The organism is Candidatus Palauibacter scopulicola (assembly GCF_947581915.1).
GTDB classification, from domain to species: Bacteria; Gemmatimonadota; Gemmatimonadetes; order Palauibacterales; family Palauibacteraceae; genus Palauibacter; species Palauibacter scopulicola.
The window spans coordinates 30,508-49,277 of sequence record NZ_CANPWG010000013.1; the positions used below are offsets into that span (position 1 = coordinate 30,508).

Genomic DNA, 18,770 nt, shown 5'->3' on the forward strand with positions numbered 1-18,770 from the left:
TTCGGCTCTATCAACGTGCGGCGCAAATCCGTCGACGGGCAATGGCGGGCGGGCGGACCTCCGGACGTTCCCGCGGGAACGTCCGACCGGTCAGGTCGCGAGCTTGAACAGGCTGTCCCGCGCCGCCCGACGATCGAACGTGTACGTGGGAGCAAAGCCACGTGCGTGGTTACAGCGCCCGATGAGGTAGTCGGCGAAATCGGCCGTACCCGACTCATAGTCACGCAGGGCAAGTCGAACCGTTTCGCTGTCCTCCACGATGAGTTCGGCCGCGCCCAGGAGCTTGCCGACCACCTTTACGACGGCGGTCTTCTCATAGCGATAGCCGCGCCGCAGCACCCACACCAGTTCGACGAGGACGGGTACGCACACGTAGCCGGGCGTCTCGGCGGTACAACGGCTCTCGATCAGCCGCGTGGCGGCGGTCGCGAGTTCCCGGTCGTCCCGCGTGACAAAACGCACCAGGATGTTGGTGTCCAGCCCGATCAATCGCGTAGCGCCCGGCGAACGGCCTCTTGAGCGACCACTTCGTCCATCTCTTCCTGACTGAGCGGAACGGGGGGTCTCGGGAGCATGCCCGCGAGATCCATGACGGACCCCGTGACAGGCGTCACAAGGAGCCTGCCATCATCCTCCATCGAGAATGCGATCCGGTCGCCCGCCTTGAGATCGAGCCGATCCCGGATGGGCTTCGGGAGCGTGACCTGCCCCTTGCTGGTGATCGTCGCTTCCACCGAGATCCCTCCTCTGGTTCCTTACCTGAAGTAAGGTAGGCACATCTGTACTCGATGTCCACTTTCCGGGGCGTCTTGCGTGCGCCCTGGGCGGTTCGGACTTTTCCGGGACACGACACCAAGTGGTCCTGATCACCGGTTCAGGGGACCGCGGTCATCAGCTGGAGCTCTTGCAATGCGACACGATCACAGCCCTCGAATCCTTCGATTCTCCCTCTCCTTCGCGTTCCTCCTCGCCGCGGCCACGACGGATGTCGCCGCGCAGGAGGGGGCGGACGGATACCAGACGCCGGCCGCCGAACTCGCCGCGCTCGTCGACGCCCCCACGACCCCGGGCATCAGCCTGAGCCCCGACGAGTCGTTGATGCTGCTCACGATGCGGCCCAGCCTGCCGTCGATCGGTGAGGTGGCGGCGCCGGAGCTGCGGATCGCCGGACTGCGCATCAACCCGCGCACCAACGGCCCCAGCCGCGCGCGGCCCTCGAACGGGCTCGCGCTACGCACGTTCGAGGGCGAAGAGCGCGCCGTGACCGGGCTGCCGGAGAACCCGCGCATCCGCAACGCGCGCTGGTCGCCCAACGGAAGCACGGTGGCGTTCACGCACGACACCGACTCGGCCGTGCAGCTCTGGATCCTGGATGTCGCGTCCGCGGCGGCGCGACGGCTGTCGGACCTCGACCTCGTGAACGTGGGCTTCGGAGCCCCGTTCAACTGGTCGCCCGAAGGCGACTTCCTCTACGCCATGGCGGCGCCGGCCGGCCGCGGCCCGGCTCCCGCGGAGCCGATGGTGCCGACGGCGCCAATGATCGAGGAGACGTCGGGGGAGGCGGCCCCCGCCCGCACGTACCAGGATCTGCTGCAGGACCAGCACGATGAGGCGCTCTACGAGTATTACTCCACGGCGCAGCTGACCCGCGTCGGCCTCGACGGATCGGTGGCCATGGTCGGCGATCCGTCGATCTTCTCGGGCGCCTCGCCGTCGCCGGATGGCGAGCACCTGCTCGTGCAGACGACGCACCGGCCGTACTCGTACCAGGTGCCGGCCTCCCGCTTCCCGCGCACGATCGAGGTGTGGGACACGCAGGGGAACGTGGTCCACCAGGTCACGGAACTCCCGCTCCAGGATGGCGTCCCCACGTCGTTCGGGTCGGTGCCGACGGGCGTGCGGTCGATCTCGTGGCGCGCCGACGCGGACGCGACGCTGTACTGGACGGAGGCGCAGGACGGCGGCGACGCGCTCGCCGAGGCGGACATCCGCGACCGGGTGTTCATGCACGCGGCGCCCTTCTCCGGGGAGCCTGTCGCGATCGCCGACCTCGCGCTCCGCTACGGCGGCGTGATGTGGGCGGATGAGGGATTCGCCTTCGTGAACGAGAACTGGTTCTCCACCCGCCAGCAGCGCACCTACCGGATCGATCCGGACGCGCCGGGGGAGGTGGAGCTGATCTTCGACCTGCAGACGGAGGACCGGTACAACGACCCCGGCTTCCCGATGTTCACGACGAACGCGCGCGGACAGGGCGTCCTCATGACCGCCGACGGGGGGTCCTCGATCTACCTCGCGGGACAGGGCGCTTCGCCCGAAGGCAACCGTCCCTTCCTAAGGAAGCGGAACCTCGAAACGGGAGAGGAAGAGGAGTTGTTCCGTTCCGAGGCGCCGTACTACGAGGGCGTGGTCACGCTCCTCGAGGACGGGCGACTGATGACGCGGCGGGAGTCGGTGGACGAGCCCCCGAACTACTTCCTGCGCGACCTCGAGCGGGGGACGATCAGCGCCGTGACCGAATTCCCGCACCCGTATCCGCAGTTCGCCGGCGTTCGCAAGGAGGCGATCCAGTACGAGCGCGAGGACGGCATCCCGCTCTCGGCCACGCTCTACCTGCCGGCGGACTATGACCAGGAGCGCGATGGTCCGCTCCCGACCTTCGTGTGGGCGTATCCGACCGAGTTCAAGAGCGCGGCGGCGGCCGGCCAGCGGCGCGACTCGCCCTACCAGTTCACGCGGATCCCCTATGGCGGCGCCGTACCGTACGTGACCCGGGGCTACGCCGTGCTCGACAACGCGTCGATGCCGGTCATCGGCGAGGGCGATGCGGAGCCCAACGACACCTTCCGCCAGCAGCTTGTGGCGAACGCACAGGCGGCGGTCGACGAGGGCGTGCGGCGCGGCGTCGTGGATCCGGACCGGGTCGGCGTCGGCGGACACTCCTACGGCGCCTTCATGACCGGCAACCTGCTCGCGCACTCCGACATCTTCCGGGCCGGCGTGGCGCGCAGCGGCGCGTACAACCGGACGCTGACGCCGTTCGGCTTCCAGCGCGAGCAGCGGCTCTTCTGGGAGGACCCGGACCTCTACCTGTACATGTCGCCCTTCATGCACGCGGACAAGGTGAACGAGCCCATCCTCATCATCCACGGCGAGGACGACAACAACTCGGGCACCTTCCCCATCCAGTCGCGGCGCTTCTACGCGGCGCTCAAGGGGCTGGGCGCGACGGCGCGGCTCGTCTTCCTGCCGGCCGAGAGCCACGGCTACGCGGCGCGCGAGTCGGTTCTGCACGTCCTGTGGGAGACCGACCGCTGGCTCGAGATGCACGTGAAGCCGGCGAAGCCCGTCACGACGACGGACGACGCGGGAAGCTGAACGCCGCCGCAGAGGTCCCGCTCCTGGTCGAGGCGGAGGGTCCCGTCCGGATCCTCCGCCTCAACCGTCCCCGCCGTCTCAACGCCGTCAGCCTCCCCATGTACGAGGCGCTGGAAGCCGAACTCGCGCGCATCGGAGCGGACTTCGAGACGCGCGTCGTCATCGTGACGGGGACGGGGCGGGGGTTCTGCTCCGGGGCCGACCTCAAGGCGCACCGCGACCGCGAGGCGTCGCAGGCGGAGCGCCGCGCCTATATCGAGACGAGCCAGCGCGTGTTCCGCACGCTCCAGACGCTGCCGCAGCCCGTCGTCGCGGCCGTTAACGGACACGCGATCGGGGCGGGCTGCGAACTCGCCCTCTCGTGCGATTTCGTCATCGTGGCGGAGGAGGCGAAGCTGCGCATGCCGGAGGTCGCGCTGGGAACGTTCATCGGGGGCGGCACGGCCTATACGCTGCGCCGACGCGTGGGCCACGCGCGCGCGGCCGAACTCATCCTCCTGGGGCGCTACTTCACCCCCGAGGAGGCGGGCGCATGGGGGCTGGCCAACGAGGTGCTCCCCGCGGAGGAGGTCCTCCCCGCCGCCCTCGATCTCGCCGGCCGGCTGGCCCGCAACGCCCCGATCTCCATGCGCCTCGCCAAGCGCCTGCTCGACCGGGCGGAATCCGTCAACGCCGAAGAGGCGCTGCGCCTCGAGGCCGAAGCGCTCTTCACCTGCATGGCCTCCGAGGACTGGCGCGAAGGCCTCGAAGCCTTCGCCGAGAAGCGCACCCCCGCCTATCGCGGCCGGTAGCCTGCTTGGCGGCCGCCGCTGTCGCGCGGCCCCCCGGTGCGATAGCGTTGCCGGGCCGGCGGACGGCGGCGGCGTTCGCGGGCGCACACAAAAGGAAAAGGGAGACACGGAGATGCGGATAATGGACGCGCGTCACGCCCGGTTGTGGGCGGCGGGAGTCGCGCTGGCGGTGGGAGCGGCCGGCTGCGCACCCGGGGGAGACACCGGAGATGCCGACGCCTCCGCGGCGGCGGGGGCCGACGAGGCCGCGGCGCAAGAGGCGGCCCAGGTGGCGCTCGGCCCCGTGGACGGGCACGACCTGCCCCCGGTGGACCTCGAGCGCGTGCTCGCCGGCGGCCCGGCGCCCGACTTCACGGCCCTTTCAAGCGCGGGCGAGCCGATCACGCTTTCGGACTACCGCGGAGAGAGGAACGTCATCCTCTTCTTCTACCGCGGCCACTGGTGACCGTACTGCGCAAAGCAGCTCGGAGAGCTGCGAGACTTCATGACGCCCGAACAGCGCGAACGGACCCAACTCCTGGCGATCGCCCCCGACAGCCCCGAGGACATCGGGCTCATGATCGACCGCGTCCTCGAGGACTACGACTACGCGCTCGACTTCCCGCTCCTGTCCGATGACGGCTCCGCGATCACGAACCGCTACGGCCTCCTGAACGAGAACTCCGGGCGCGGACGCCAGCTCCCGCACCCCACGACCTACGTCATCGACATGGACGGCACGGTGCGCTGGAGCTTCACGGAGGTGGACTACACCGTCCGCCCGGAGCACGCCGACATCCTCGCCGCGCTCGAAGCCCTGGAGCGCTAGCGCTTCTGGCGGAGCGGCTCTGGGGGAGCCGCCCGCCGGTCAGCGATCCAGCCGGCAGCGGCCCATGTTGCAGGTGAGGCCGGTCAGTTCCTGACTCAACTCCCGGAGGCGGGCGCGCGCCTCGGCGTCGTAGGCCTGGTCGTTCGCGCGGGTCGGACGGAGGCCGCTGAAGTACTGCCCGCTCTCGAAGTCGTCCGAGTCCACCACCTGCATCACGGCGTCCGCCCCCTCGTCGATGGTGGCGCGCGGCGTCGCGCCCAAGCGCCGCACCATCTCGGTCGGCATGTAGGTCGCCGGATGGAGGGAGCCGACCACGATGCCCGTTCCGGCCAGGTCATCGGCCAGATCGTGCGTGAACATGATCTGGGCGAGCTTGCTCTGGGCGTAGGCGCGGCGCCCGCTGAAGTCCTTCTCGATCATCACGTCATCGAAGTCGATCGGCGTCTGCGCGCCCGAAGACACGTTCACGATGCGCGACGGCGTGCTGTCGAGCAGGCGCGGCATCAGCATGTGCGTGAGCAGGAAGGTGGAGAGGTAGTTCACCTGGAAGCGGTACTCGTGGCCGTCCTCCGTGACCCACCGCTCGTCCGGCGCGGACCCGAACCCCGCGTTGTTGATCAGGATGTCCAGGCGGTCGTAGTCGGCCCGCAGCGTCTCGGCGAAGGCCCGGACCTCCGCCAGCGACGCGAAATCGGCGCGGTAGAAGCGCGCGCTCCCGGGCCCCGCCGCGTTGATCGCATCCACCACCTCGGCGCCGCGTTCCTCGTTGCGCCCGTGGACGATGACGTGATCGCCCCGCGCGCCCAGCCGCAGGGCGAGTTCGCGGCCGAGGCCGGAGGTGGCTCCGGTGACCAGGGTCACATTCTGCCCGGGGGTCGGCGCAGGGGCCTCCTGGGCCATCGCCTCGGCGACGGAAGCCGGCCAGAGGGAGATGAGGACGGCGGCGGCCGTCACGGCAGCGCGATGCATGGTGCTCTCTTTCGTTCTCATGGGACGAGTTCCTCCTCGACGAGGCGGGCGATCCACAGGCCGGAGTGGAGGTCGGAGGTGAAGATCCGCCCCTTGAACAACTGGGCGCCCCACGTCATCGACCAGTTCGGCACCGCGGCGTCCGGCGATGACGTCTTGATCGCGCCGATCTCGCGGCCCTGGCGGTAAAGGTCGCCGCGCAGTTCGCCCGAGATGTCCAGCACCCGCAGCCCCGCCTGGTAGTAGCCGACGTAGAGCCGGTCGCGGTCGTCGCTCCACAGGTTGTGGGCTCCCGCTTCCGGCACGGTGTAGTGGGCGACCTTCACCGGGTCTTCCATGTCCGTCATGTCGAGCACTTCCACGTAGCCCCGCGCCTCGATGGGGCCGAGCACGTTCGGATCCCAGTCGGACGGGTATATCTCGGCCGCCACGAACAGGTACTTGCCGTGACGCCAGGCGACGTGCGTGTTCCCCTGCCCCGACACCCACCGCGAGACGAGCTTCGGGTCGCGGGCCGTGCCTCCGTGCGTGCCCGCCCCGGCGTCGAGGATATAGATGCCCTCGTTCCAGAACGACGCGTACGCGTACCCGTCCTGGACGATCACGTCGTGCAGGCTGCGGATCGGTTCGTCATGAGCCCAGCGGTTGATCTCGCGCGGGTTCGCCGGATCGGAGATGTCGATGATGACGATCTCGCTCGTCCCGTTGTGGCAGGCGTAGACGAGATCCTCATCCCCCAGGATCCAGACGTTGTGCACGCCCCCCGTCACCGTGTCCGTGTACTCCGAGAGGATTTCCGGATGGGCGGGATTCGAGAGGTCGAGGAGGACGATCCCGTTCCTGCGGCTGGAGGCCCCCTCGCGGGTGACGATTCCCAGGCGGTTGTTCGGGTGGATCTTCACATCGTTGATGCGGCGGGCATCGAGCTGGATCGAATCGGTAAGGACGGGCTGCGCGGGGTCCGTCACGTCCCACACCTTCATCCAGTCGTGGTAGAAGGTGCCGAGGTAGGCGTAGTCGCGTCCGTCCACGCCCTCGAACACCCAGGTGTCGCCGGCCCGGTGCGTGGAGGTGATCCCGCTTCCCACGAGTTCGAGCCGTGCGGTGTGGCGGCGGGGACCGACCTGCACGGAAACCGTGCGTGCGATGGCCGGGCCCGCGATCGCGGTCACGTGGTAGGTACCCGGCTCCTCCGCCACGAAGAGCCCGCGTCCGTCGACGGGTTCGACGCTCGCCCCGCTCGGCGTCACGCTCCAGAGCGGCGCGAGGGGGAACTCGCCGCCCCCGGCGGCGCGGCCCGCCAGCCGGAAGGCCGCGACATCCCCCGTCGAGAGCGAGCTGACGTCCCCGGAAGCCACCAGTTCGTATTCTTCGGCGGTGTTCGGCTCGACGGTCACCGCGACCCGGGTCGAGACACCGCCAGTGGAAACGGTGAGGACCGTCCGTCCCGGCCCGTGGCCGAGCACGCGTCCGGCGCCATCCACCGTCGCGACAGCCGGGTCGGCGGAGGCGAAGGCGAACTCGGCATCGTCCACCACGGTGCCGGGTTCCGTATAGGCCGCGAGACTCAGGGCCGCGGTCGCACCCGCGTAGACGGGCCCGGCGACGCGGGCCTCGATGCGGGCGGGCTCGAGCCGGGGCACGCGGATCGCCACCCAACTCGGCTGGCCGCGGAACATTGCCGCCACGCGCGACTCGCCCGGCCGCACCGCCGTCACCACGCCGTCGTCCGTCACCGTCACGCCGTCGTCCGCCGCGAACCAGCGCACCTCCGAGGCGGCGCCTTCCTCCGCGGTTCCCTGGATCTCCGCGGTGAGCTGGAAGGACGCCCCGACCTCCAACTCCAACTCGGGGGGCGAGGCCACGGCGTACACCCGCTCCTGCGCGTGGACGGCCGGCGTGCCCGCGACACCCAGGACGAGGGTGGAGGCGATGAGCCCAAAGCGGAGCGACATGATTCTCCTCCATGTGGCAAAGCGACATGCGACCAGGCGATCGAACCGGGATCGAAAGCTCGTTTCGACCGGCGCGGGCGGCAATAAGCGGCAATTGCCGGCGTGGTTGACCGAACCTTTGCCGGGTGGGAGCTTCGCCCATCATGGAAACACTCGACGCCGGATATGCGGCCGGGAGACCTTCGCTCTCGGAGGGAGAAGCGGCCGGACTCGTCCGGGACTTCTGGGGCGTGCACGGGCGGGCCCGCGAGTGCGCGAGCGAGCGCGACCGGGTGTTCGAGATTTCGGACGCGACCGCTCGGGAGACTTCCGGCGGGTCGCGGGTCCGCGGGTACCTGAAGGTCTCGAACCTGCTCGAAGGCCGCGCCGTCCTCGAGGAGGAAGCGGCCCTGCTGGCGGCGCTCTCGGAGTCCCAGGCCTGCTTCGCGCTTCCGCACTGGCGCCCCGCCGTGAAGAGCGGGCGTCTCGTCGAAGACGCGATCGGCGGGCACACCCACTTCGCGCGGTTCCTGGAACCGGTCCCGGGCATTCCGCTGGACGGTTTCCGGCCGCACGGACCCGAACTGCGCCGGCAGATCGGCCGCCTCGCCGGAATCCTCGATCATTCTTCGTCTCAGCTCGCGGGCGCGGACCGTCCGATGATCTGGGACCTCCGCGGCGCCGCCTCGCTCATCGCGGAGCACCTGGACGCGATCCCGGAGCCGGGCCGGCGCGAACTCGTCGCGCGGATTCTCGAGCGGCACGCGGCCGTCGTGCGGCCCCGCGCGGGCGAGTTGCGCGAGAGTCTGATCTACAACGACGCGAACCCGGCCAACATCCACATCGATCCGGGCCGGATGAAGGGCGGAGCGCCCCACCTCGTGGGCATCGTGGACTTCGGCGACACGGTCCGCTCGTGGACGGTGGCGAACCTCGCCGTGGCCTGCGCCTACGCCGGGTTCGGGACGCGCGATCCGGTGGCCGCCTTCTGCGACGTGGCGCGGGGTTACGTCGCGGAGCACGAACTCGCGGAGGTCGAAGCTGATGTCGTGTACGAACTGGCGCGGCTGCGCCTCGCGCTGAGCGTGACCATCTCGTCGGTGCGCGGTGCGCAGGAGCCGGACAACGAGTACCTGCTCGTGAGCCAGGCACCGGCCTGGGAGGTGATCGAGCGGCTGGACGCGACGCCGCCGAACCTGGGACGCTACCGGCTGCGGGAGGCCTGCGGGCACGCGCCGTGTCCCTCGACGGCCCGGGTCATCGCGGCGCTCGAACGCGCCGCCCCGGACGCGGCGCCCGTGCTCGATCCGGACCCCCGCACCGCGCCCACCGTCACGCTCGACCTGAGCGTCGAGTCGGGGGACGACGGCGGAACCTTCGATCCGACGGACCACTCGAGCTTTTCGCAGAGGCTGTTCGACCGGATGCGGGATGCGGGCGCGGCGATCGGCATTGGCCGCTACGACGAGGTGCGCTGGTGGTACACGGGCGAGGCCTTCCGCGCGCCGGGGAACGAGATGGACGAGTGGCGGACCGTTCACCTCGGCGTGGACCTGTTCGCGGAGCCGGGGACACCCGTGCTCGCGCCGCTCGGGGGCCGCGTGGTGTCCGTGCGCGACAACGCCGACCGACTGGACTACGGCCCCACGATCATCCTCGAGCACGAGGTGGAGGACCCGGCCGGCGAGGCGGATGGGCCCGTCCGATTTCGGACGCTGTTCGGGCACCTGTCGCCCGAATCCCTGCCGAACGTCGCGCCCGGCGAGGTCGTGGAGGCGGGCCGGACCATCGGCTGGATCGGCGCCCCGCCGGGCAACGGCGACTGGGCCCCGCACCTTCACTTCCAGATCCTCCTCGATTCCCTGGGCTACGAGGGGACCTTCCCGGGCGTCGCCGCCCCGGGCGCCCGCGGCGCGTGGACCGCGGTGAGCCCCGACCCGAACTACCTGCTTCGGCTCCCGGGCGAGGCGACGGCGCCGCGACCCCGCAGCCACGCCGCCCTCGTCGAGGACCGCAACCGGCGGCTCGGCCCCTCGCTGAGCCTCTCCTACCGGCGGCCGCTCCACATCGTGCGGGGCCGGGGCGCCTGGCTCTACGACATCGACGGCCAGCCCTTCCTCGACTGCGTAAACAACGTCGCCCACGTCGGACACTCGCACCCGCGCGTGAACGAAGCGGCGCGCCGCCAGATGGCCGCCCTCAACACGAACACGCGCTACCTGCACGAGACGATCCTCGAATACACGGAACGGCTGACGGCCCTCTTCCCGGCCCCGCTCGACGTGTGCTTCCTCGTGTGCTCCGGCACCGAGGCCAACGAACTCGCCCTGCGCATGGCGCGCACGCACACCGGCAAGGTGGGCGCGGTCGTCCTCGACGGGGCGTACCACGGGAACTCGAGTTCGGTCGTCAACCTGAGCCCCTACAAGTTCAACGGCCCCGGCGGGAAAGGACTCCGGCCGTGGGTCCGCATGGCGCCGATGCCGGATCGGTTCCGGGGGCGCCACCGCGGGCCCGATGACGAGATCGCACCGCTCTACGCGGCCCATGTCGGCGAGGCGGCGGCGGCGCTCGAGACCGAGCCCACCTGGTTCGGGGACCGCCCGACCGGCGCGGCCGCCTTCTTCCACGAGTCGATCCTCAGTTGCGGCGGACAGATCCCACTCCCGGCCGGATACCTCGCGGCTTCCTACGCGGCGGCCCGCGAACACGGCGCGGTCTGCGTGGCCGACGAGGTGCAGGTCGGCTTCGGCCGCGTGGGATCGCACTTCTGGGCCTTCGAGGAGCACGGCGTCGTCCCCGACATCGTCACCCTGGGCAAGCCGATCGGGAACGGCCACCCCCTCGCCGCGGTCATCACCACGCGCGAGATCGCCGAGTCCTTCGCCAACGGGATGGAGTACTTCAACACCTACGGCGGGAACCCCGTCTCCTGCGCCATCGGCCTCGCCGTCCTCGACGTGATCGAGGAAGAGGGCCTGCGGGAGAACGCCGCCATCGTCGGCCGGCGCCTGTTGGCCGGCCTGGAACGCCTCCGGGACCGTCACGCCCCGGTGGGGGACGCCCGCGGCCGCGGCCTGTTCACCGGTATCGAGTTCGTGCGTGAGGGCGACGACCTCGAACCGGCCGCCGACTGGGCCGACGCCGCCGTCCAACGCATGCGCGACAAGGGGATCCTCCTCAGCACGGACGGCCCCGACCACAACGTGATCAAGATGAAGCCCCCACTCGTCTTCTCCGAAGCCGACGCCGACCTTCTCGTCTCCAACCTCGACGAGATCCTCTCCGAGACCCTCTTCCAGCCTTGATGGCTGCTGGCTCAGGTCGGGAGTTGTCGGAGAAAATCCTCGAGCGGGAGGACCTCGACGCCGTCGAGACGCTGAGGACGCTCACCGAGGAACACGACGATCCGACGTGCGAGGCGGTCGCATCGGCTGGCAAGGGATGAGAGGCCGCTCAGCATGCGCCGGCCCACTCTGCGGCTCGCCTTGACCTCGATCCCCCACACCTCGCGCCCAACCTCCAGCACGAGATCCACTTCGGCGCCGTGCCGGGTCCGGTAGTGGTAGAGCGCGGCCTCCGGCCAAAGCGTCCCCAGCCTTCGGTGCAACTCGCAGGCGATCAGATGTTCCAGCAGCATGCCGCGTTCGTCGGCGAGCGGTGCATCCAGCGGTCGCCGAAGCAACGCATTGCGCACCCCCAGATCGAAGAAGAAGAGTTTCGAATGCCGGACGAAACTCGCGCGGCTCGACCCGCGCAGCCCGCTCCATGCCGGCACCCGGAACATCACGAGCGTGTCCTCAAGGACATCGACGTACCGCCGCGTCGTCTCGTACCCGAGACCCGCGTCCCGGCACAGCGCCTGGACGTTCAGGATGCGACCCGACGCGGCGGCCATCAGGTCCAGCAACCGTGCGAAACCGCCGATGTTCCGCACCAGCGCCTCCGCCTGGATTTCCTCCCGCAGATAGGTGTCCGTGTAGCTGCGCAGGTCGGCTGCGCGGGTGACGGGATCGCCTTCCGAGTAGATGCCCGGCAGCGTCCCGTGCGCGAGGACGCGGTCGAGGTCGAAGTCCCGTCCGAGTTCCGCGGCGAGAAGCGGATACAGATGATGCACATGGACGCGTCCCGGCAGGAGGTTCGCCTGCCCGCGACGGAGTTTGCGCGCGCTCGATCCCGAGAGCAGAAACCGGAAGCGGCCGGGCTTGTCGTCGAGACAGACCTGCACGGCATCGAGAAGAGCGGGTATCCGCTGTACTTCATCGAGGAAGACCGTCTTCACGGCCGGGGGCGCCGCATCGAGTTCCCGCTGAAGCCGCTCGGGGTGGGCCGCGTAGTCTCGGAAGGTTCGCGGGTTCGCGAGATTCAGCGAAAGGTCAGGCTCGAGCGAGGACAGAAGGGTGGACTTCCCCACCTGTCTCGGCCCCAGCACGAGGGCGCTTCGACGCGTGGATCGCAGATGTAGAGACAACAATCTTGCGTACATATGGGTATTATAGCCGCATTTTTACCCACGTACAAGCGATGACAGCCGGTGCTGTCACCCCCGTGGCCGATTGCGGCTCCGAACGGGCGCCACCTGGTCCCAGGGTGCGTTACGAGCCGGTCTGGGTGGTGGCGGTGCGGTCGTCGTCGTGGGTGCCCCAGCGCTCGAACCACTTCCTGAGGATGAGTTGCGTGCGCAGGAAGTTGGACGGCAGGCGCGACGTTCCGTGCCACTCGCCCTGGAACTGAACCATCGCCGTCGGCTTGTTCTGCGCCTTGAGCGCCTGGTAGAACTGCTCCGTCTGCGACATCGGCGTGCGCAGGTCGAGGACACCCGTCATCAGCATCGTCGGCGTGGTGACGTTGCCCACGTAGGTGATCGGCGAGCGTCGGATGTGCTCGCTCGGATCCACCCACGGGAACTCCTGGAAGTCCGCGTACCAGCGCAGGTAGTTGCCGTCGACCTCGTTCGGGAAGTTGAACCAGTTCACAACCGGACAGTTCGCCGAGGCGGCCCGGAAGCGGTCGGTGTGTCCCACGACCCACGATGTGAGGACGCCGCCGCCCGAGCACCCGTAGACGAACAGGTTGCTGTCGTCCACGTAGCCGCGCGCGATGACCTCGTCCACGCTCGACATGAGGTCGTCGAAGTCGTGGTTCGGGTAGTCGTACTGGATCGCGTTCCCGAACTCCGTCCCGTAGCCGGAGCTTCCGCGCGGGTTCGTATAGAGGACGACGTAGCCGTTCGCGGCGTGCTCCTGCCACGAGAAGTTGAACCCGCCGTTGTACATGCCGTGCGGCCCGCCGTGAATCACGAGAATGAGCGGATACTGGCCCGCCGGATCGAAGTCCGGCGGCTTGATGACCCAGCCGTGAATCGGGAGTCCGTCGTGGGACGATTCGCTCCAGACCTGTTCGACTTCGCCCAGCGCCACGCCCGCGAGCACGTCGGCGTTCACATCGGTCAGCCTCGTGCGACGGTCGGGCTGGTCCACGGGGAAGACGTAGATGTCGCCGGGTTCATGCGCATCGCCCCACATCCCGACGGCCAGGCCGCCGCCGCTCACGTCGTTGAGGCCGAACATCTGCGGGCCCTCGGTCATCGCCCGTACGTCGCCGTCCACCGAGGCGTAGTGGAGGTTGCGATAGCCGTCCGCCGCCGCGTCGAAGTAGACGCCGCCGCCGTCCGGGGCCCAGTGCAGCGCCCCGGGACTGCGGTCCATCTCGGCCGTGAGGGCGCGCGGGTTCGATCCGTCCGCGTCCATCACGTACACGGCGGACTCGATGTAGTCGAACGTCGTCGTGTCGTGCCCCACATAGGCGATCATGCGCCCGTCCGGCGATGGCACCGGCCGGTTGTCCGGGCCCTTGCGCGTCGTGACCTGGCTCAGCTCGCCGGACTCCGCGTCGAGCCGGTAGACCTCGGTCTCCTGCCACCGGTACACCGCGTCGTCCGCGATGAGACCGCTGAACAGGAGCGACTGTCCGTCAGGTTCCCAGACGGGGACTCCGTAGTTGAAGTCGCCCTCACTGAGCCGGCGCGCCGTACCCCCCTCGGCGGGGACGACGAAGATGTGCTGGTACTTGTCGCCCAGGAAACCGACGCGGTCCTGCCGATAGACGAGACGCTCGATGATCCGGGGGCCCGGCGTCCACGTCGCCCCTTCCGGCTTGGGGAGCGCGATCGACCAGTGGCGCGCCGTGGGCTCCTCCGCCCCCACGCGCATCGTGAACGAGAAGCGCGTCCCGTCGGGAGACCAGGCGATGTTCGATGGACTGTCCGTGAGCCGCGTGACCTGGGAGACGGCGCCCTCGGCGTCCATCCAGCGCACGAAGATCTGCGCGTTCCCCTCGTCGTCGGGCGCGAGGAACGCGAGCCGGCTGCCGTCGGGAGACCAGCGCGGCGAGGATCCGTCGACGAGGTGGCGCGGGCGGCTCCCGTCGGGATTCACGATCCAGATCGACGACTCCCACGCGTCGTTCATCTTGTCGACCCACAGACGCTCGTACACCACGGCGCCTCCATCCGGCGAGATCCTCGGATCCTGGACCCGCTCCCAGTCGAGCCACGACTCGAGCGCGAGCGCGCCGTTCGCTTCCTGGGCGACCAGCGCCGAGCCGGGGATCGCGGGGCTGCAGAGCAGGCCGAGCGCACAGAGCGCTACGAGGGTGAAGGGATTCCGGAAGTGGGCGCGGCGGGAAAGGGGGGCGCGCGTGTCCATGGGTACCTCCTGGTGTGGTGGGCGCGGGGCCTTTCGGAACATGGGACACGCCTCGCCGCATGCATAGACCGCGTCCGCCGCGCGCGCCCCCATGCCGCCTGAAGTTCCGCGTCTTATGTTGGATGGCAGTCCGTTTTGCCGCGGGCTGCCTGAACGACCGCGGCTGCCGCTCCGGGATGCGGCAACCCATAACACGGGAGGTTTCCGTGACGACCCGCTCGCCCACCGACGCGACCCGCCTGCCCGACCGCCGCCGATTCCTCAAGCACGCCGCGGCGGGGGCCGCCCTCGCGGCGACTCCGGCCTGGACGCGGGCGCCGTCGAGGTCCGGCCTCAGCCTGGAGGAACTGTCGGCGCGGCGGGACTTCCTCGGGTCGGAGGACGAGTCCTTCTGGGAGATGGTGAAGTCCCAGTTTCCGCTTCGCCCCGGACTCATCCTGGTGAACGCGGCGAATCTCTGCCCCTCGCCCTGGCCGGTGCAGGAAGCCGTGTTCGGGTACACGCGCGACATCGACCGCGACGCCTCCTTCCACAACCGGGCAAAGTTCAACGCGCTGGCCGAGAAGTCCGTGGCGGCGCTCGCGCGGCTGCTCGGCGCCTCGCCCGAGGAGATCGTGATCACCCGCAACACCTCCGAGAGCAACAACACCGTCATCAACGGGCTCACGCTGGGCGCGGGAGACGAGGTCGTGCTGTGGGACCAGAACCATCCCACGAACAACGTGGCGTGGGAAGTCCGCGCCGACCGCTGGGGCTACAAGGTGCTCCGCGTGGCGACGCCGCCTGTGCCCGAGACGGAGGACGAACTCATCGACGCCTTCGTGAGCGCCTTCACCGACCGGACGCGCGTGCTCGCCGTCACGCAGATCTCGAACATCTCCGGGGTCGAGTTGCCGGCGCGGCGTCTGTGCAGCATCGCGCGCGATCGGGGCATTTACGTACACATGGACGGGGCCCAGAGCTTCGGCGCGGTGGAAGTCGACCTCCACGCCATGGGCTGCGACTCGTACACCGGGAGCGCCCACAAGTGGTTCTGCGGACCGAAGGAAGCCGGGGTCCTCTACGTCCGGGCCGAACGCGTCGGGGAGTTGTGGCCGAGCGACGTCGGCGTGGGCTGGGAGGGCGCGGTCGCGGGAGGCGGGGCCGACAAGTTCGGCACGTACGGCCAGCGGGACGACGCGGCGGTGGCGGGCGTGGGAACGACGGTGGAGTTCCACGAGGCGATCGGGGCGGCGGAGATCGAGGCCCGCATGCGCGCCCTGGCGACCGGGCTCAAGTCGGCGATCCGCGAGCGCATACCCGAGGTGAAGTTCCACACGTCCGACGTTCCCGGCCTCGGCGGGGGCGTCGTCATCGCGGAACTGCCGGTCGACGACCACACGGACATCTACAACCGGATCTACGAGGAACACGGCGTCGCGGGAGCGCTCCGCCGGGGCGTATTCCCGGGCATCCGCCTCTGCCCCCACATGTACAACACGATGGCCGAGATGGAGCAGATCGCCGATGCCCTCGCCGCTTCCGCCTGAATCGCGACGCGCGGTCGAGTCGAATCGGGGCGCCGACACGTTGCGCCGTTTCCTGGCCGCCTTGCGTCCCCTTCTGCGCGAGCACTCCGCCCGCTCGGCCTGGATCGTCGGATCCCACGCCCGCGGGACGGCCGGTCCCGAGAGCGACATCGACGTGATCGTGGTCGCGCCGACTCCCCGTCCTTCGGTGGAGCGGTTCCGGGACTACCTGCCTGCCATTGTCGCCGCGGGCGTCGGGGTCGACCTCGTCGTATACACGCCGACCGAGTTCGAGCAGCTGAGGCGCGAAGGGCGCCCCTTTCTCCGGCACGCCATGCAGTCAGCCGTAGCCATCGAGGTCTGACCGCCGTGTGGGATGGCGCCGAGGAGGCGCGCAGGTGGTTTGCCCAGGCCGAGAACGATCTCGATTTCGCGCGCCTGGCCCTGCGCGAGAAGTTCTTCCATCAGGCGTGCTTCATCGCGCAGCAGAGCGCGGAGAAGTCCGTCACGGCCATCGGCTACGGACTCGGCGACCGGACGATCATCGGCCACTCCGTAGTCGCGCTCGTGGAGCGCTATGCGGGAAGGATCACGGGCCTGGACCGTCTGCTGGAGGACGCCGGAGTCCTGGATCAGCTCTACATTCCGACCCGCTACCCGAACGGCCTCCCGGGAGGGGTTCCCTTCGCCGCGTTCCACGAGCCTCAGGCGCGCGTCGCGATCGAGGCCGCCGGACGCTTCCTGGCCCTCGCACGCGAGCGGATCGAACGGCAGTCGTCCGGCGAAGGTTAGCAGCTAGACGGCGCACAACTCCACGGCCTCGCGCAGCGAGCGCAGGGGGTCGCCGCTCCGCGGGATGAACTCGTGGGCCATGAAGCCCTCGAAACCCGTGTCCGCGATCGCCCGCACGATCGGGGGATAGTTCAGTTCCTGCGTGTCGTCGATCTCGGCCCGCCCGGGGACGCCGCCGGTGTGGTAGTGGCCGATCCAGGGGCTCGCATCCGTCAGCGTGCGGATGATGTCCCCTTCCATGATCTGCATGTGATAGATGTCGTAGAGGATCTTCACGCGGGGCGAGTCGACGGCCCGGATGATCTCGAGCGCGTAGTCCATGCGGTCGCCGATGTAGTCGACGTGCCCGCCGGGCTTCGAGTTGAGGACCTCGACGAGGATCGTCACTCCCTCGGCCTCGGCGATGGGAGCGCACGCCTCGAGGCAGCGGATGGAGTTCTCGATCCCGACGCCGTTCTCCATGCCGCGGCGGTTGCCGAAGAAGCAGATGACGTTGGGGACCGAGACGCGCGCGGCGTGCGGGATGTGGCGCTCGAAAGCCTCGATGATGCCGGCGTGGTTCCGCGTTTCGTTGAGGCCGTCCTCGATCGTCCCGGCCGCCACGTCGCCGCACGAGACCGTGAGGCCGTGGTCGTGCGCGACCGGCCATTCCTCGACCGTGAGCAGATCCATCGCGGTGAGACCCATGTCGGCCACGCCCCGGCAGAAGGGGACGAGGGGGATCTCCTCGAAGCACCAGCGCGCCACGGACTGCGTGATGGCGTCGGCGGAGCGGCGGGCGAGCGCGGACCCGGAGTTCGCCCTGCCGCCGACGAGCAGGCCGAGCGAGGCGGCGCCGGTCGCGCGCAGGGCGTCGCGGCGGCTGACCGGCTTCCGGTCCCGGGGCGGGGCCGGATCAGCCATCGAGCGCGTCGAGGTGCTCGAAGCTCGCGCGTACGGACCCCATCGGGTCGGCGGGCGCGTCGTGTTCGACGAAGTAGTGGACGAGCCCTGCCTCCTCCGAGTGCTCGAAGATCGCCGCGAAGTCGATGACGCCCGCGCCCACGTCCGCCATCTCGCCGTCCGGCGTGCGGTCCTTCACGTGGCAGAGTTCGAAGCGGCCGGGGTATCGGCTGAAGTAGTCGAAGGGATCGGCGCCGGCGTGCACGAGCCAGTAGAAGTCGACCTCGTAGGTGACGAGTTCGGGGTCCGTGTTCTCGATCATGACGTCGAAGAGACGAACGCCGTCCACCTCCTCGAGTTCGAAGTCGTGGTTGTGGTAGCCGAAGACGAGGCCGGCCTCGCGGCAGCGCGCCCCGAGCCCGTTGAACTCGTCCGCGAGCCGGCGGTATCCGTCGACGAGGGCCGATCCCGTGGCGCCGTCGTTGCCCGGCCGCTCGGAACCCCCGAGGTAGGGGACGACGAGGTACCGGTGTCCGATCTCGGCGGCCGCGGCGGCGGCCTCGTCGAAGCTCGACCGGAGTTCGTCGAGCGACAGGTGGGCCGCGGGAGCCGCGAGGCCTTCCGCTTCCAGCGCGGTCCGGATCTCGGCCGGAGAGCGGCCGAAGTAGCCGGCGAACTCCACCTCGCCGTAGCCGATGCGGGCGACGGACGCCAGCGTCCGCTCGACATCGCGCGCCATCAGCGAGCGCACCGTGTAGAGTTGGAGCCCCCGCGCCTCGGGGAGGGTCGGGGCCGCGGGTAGCGTCCGGGCCGCGGCGGGCGCCGCGCGTCCGGCGCCGGCGAGGAGGAGGCCGGCGCCGAGCGAGTTCTGCACGAATCTTCGTCTGTCCATGCGCGCAATATGTCGCGCGTCCCGGTCGGCGTCGAACGCGGCGGGGCTTTTGCCGCGGGCCGCCGGGCCTATTATGCGGGGCGCGGCGGCGCCTCCGCCGTCCGCGCAT

At 69.7% G+C, this 18,770-nt stretch carries 15 protein-coding genes and 1 pseudogene; 8 read left to right on the plus strand and 8 right to left on the minus strand.

The features are described from left to right. Window positions 1–90: 90 nt before the first annotated feature. Together RN743_RS02520 and RN743_RS02525 are read right to left on the minus strand one after the other, a co-directional pair. On the minus strand, window positions 91–489 hold the full coding sequence (locus RN743_RS02520) for a type II toxin-antitoxin system VapC family toxin (RefSeq protein WP_310775925.1): 399 nt from the start codon (window positions 487–489) through the stop codon (window positions 91–93). After that, on the minus strand, window positions 486–734 hold the full coding sequence (locus RN743_RS02525; RefSeq protein WP_310775927.1) for an AbrB/MazE/SpoVT family DNA-binding domain-containing protein: 249 nt from the start codon (window positions 732–734) through the stop codon (window positions 486–488). The genes RN743_RS02520 and RN743_RS02525 overlap by 4 nt, the downstream gene beginning before the upstream one ends. Window positions 735–909: 175 nt before the next feature. Between RN743_RS02525 and RN743_RS02530 the strand changes: the two genes are divergently transcribed. The 4 genes and pseudogenes from RN743_RS02530 to RN743_RS15955 all read left to right on the plus strand — a co-directional run. After that, entirely contained in the window at window positions 910–3,378 is a 2,469-nt protein-coding gene (locus RN743_RS02530) for a prolyl oligopeptidase family serine peptidase (protein WP_310775928.1), read from the plus strand. Further along, complete coding sequence (locus RN743_RS02535; protein ID WP_310775930.1) at window positions 3,300–4,169, plus strand: enoyl-CoA hydratase/isomerase family protein; 870 nt, start codon at window positions 3,300–3,302, stop codon at window positions 4,167–4,169. The genes RN743_RS02530 and RN743_RS02535 overlap by 79 nt, the downstream gene beginning before the upstream one ends. 121 nt (window positions 4,170–4,290) lie before the next feature. Further along, a complete protein-coding gene (locus tag RN743_RS15950) occupies window positions 4,291–4,614 on the plus strand; it encodes a redoxin domain-containing protein (protein WP_343218977.1) in 324 nt (107 codons plus the stop codon). A 12-nt stretch (window positions 4,615–4,626) separates the two neighbouring features. Beyond that, window positions 4,627–4,977: pseudogene (locus RN743_RS15955) on the plus strand (redoxin domain-containing protein); the annotation flags it as partial. 39 nt (window positions 4,978–5,016) lie between these two features. Here the strand turns inward: RN743_RS15955 and RN743_RS02545 are convergent. After that, window positions 5,017–5,946: an SDR family NAD(P)-dependent oxidoreductase gene (locus RN743_RS02545; protein ID WP_310775934.1), complete on the minus strand. Its 930-nt coding sequence runs from the start codon at window positions 5,944–5,946 to the stop codon at window positions 5,017–5,019. 17 nt (window positions 5,947–5,963) lie between these two features. Further along, entirely contained in the window at window positions 5,964–7,901 is a 1,938-nt protein-coding gene (locus tag RN743_RS02550) for a hypothetical protein (protein WP_310775937.1), read from the minus strand. Window positions 7,902–8,044: 143 nt separating this feature from the next. Here RN743_RS02550 and RN743_RS02555 point away from each other — a divergent pair, with 143 nt between their 5' ends. Then, window positions 8,045–11,188 (plus strand): aminotransferase class III-fold pyridoxal phosphate-dependent enzyme, encoded by a 3,144-nt coding sequence (locus RN743_RS02555; protein ID WP_310775939.1) that lies wholly within the window; start codon window positions 8,045–8,047, stop codon window positions 11,186–11,188. Window positions 11,189–11,199: 11 nt separating this feature from the next. Here RN743_RS02555 and RN743_RS02560 read toward each other — a convergent pair whose 3' ends face one another. Both RN743_RS02560 and RN743_RS02565 read right to left on the minus strand, forming a co-directional pair. Next, complete coding sequence (locus tag RN743_RS02560; protein ID WP_310775941.1) at window positions 11,200–12,312, minus strand: ATP-binding protein; 1,113 nt, start codon at window positions 12,310–12,312, stop codon at window positions 11,200–11,202. A gap of 163 nt (window positions 12,313–12,475) precedes the next feature. Next, a complete protein-coding gene (locus tag RN743_RS02565; RefSeq protein WP_310775943.1) occupies window positions 12,476–14,587 on the minus strand; it encodes a S9 family peptidase in 2,112 nt (703 codons plus the stop codon). A 206-nt stretch (window positions 14,588–14,793) separates the two neighbouring features. On the opposite strand from RN743_RS02565, the gene RN743_RS02570 reads away from it, so the two are divergent. From RN743_RS02570 to RN743_RS02580, 3 genes are read left to right on the plus strand one after another with little or no spacing between them, the layout of a single operon-like run. After that, complete coding sequence (locus tag RN743_RS02570) at window positions 14,794–16,116, plus strand: aminotransferase class V-fold PLP-dependent enzyme (protein ID WP_310775945.1); 1,323 nt, start codon at window positions 14,794–14,796, stop codon at window positions 16,114–16,116. Beyond that, on the plus strand, window positions 16,094–16,459 hold the full coding sequence (locus tag RN743_RS02575) for a nucleotidyltransferase domain-containing protein (RefSeq protein WP_310775947.1): 366 nt from the start codon (window positions 16,094–16,096) through the stop codon (window positions 16,457–16,459). Before RN743_RS02570 ends, RN743_RS02575 begins: the two co-directional genes overlap by 23 nt. Window positions 16,460–16,464: 5 nt before the next feature. After that, window positions 16,465–16,887 carry a HEPN domain-containing protein gene (locus RN743_RS02580; protein WP_310775949.1) on the plus strand — a complete coding sequence of 141 codons (423 nt, stop codon included), beginning with the start codon at window positions 16,465–16,467 and terminating at the stop codon, window positions 16,885–16,887. Between the two features lie 3 nt (window positions 16,888–16,890). Here RN743_RS02580 and RN743_RS02585 read toward each other — a convergent pair whose 3' ends face one another. Both RN743_RS02585 and RN743_RS02590 read right to left on the minus strand, forming a co-directional pair. Beyond that, window positions 16,891–17,790: a TIM barrel protein gene (locus RN743_RS02585; RefSeq protein WP_310775952.1), complete on the minus strand. Its 900-nt coding sequence runs from the start codon at window positions 17,788–17,790 to the stop codon at window positions 16,891–16,893. After that, window positions 17,783–18,661, minus strand: coding sequence for a sugar phosphate isomerase/epimerase (locus tag RN743_RS02590; RefSeq protein WP_310775954.1), 879 nt, complete (start codon window positions 18,659–18,661; stop codon window positions 17,783–17,785). The genes RN743_RS02585 and RN743_RS02590 overlap by 8 nt, the downstream gene beginning before the upstream one ends. Window positions 18,662–18,770 lie beyond the last annotated feature (109 nt).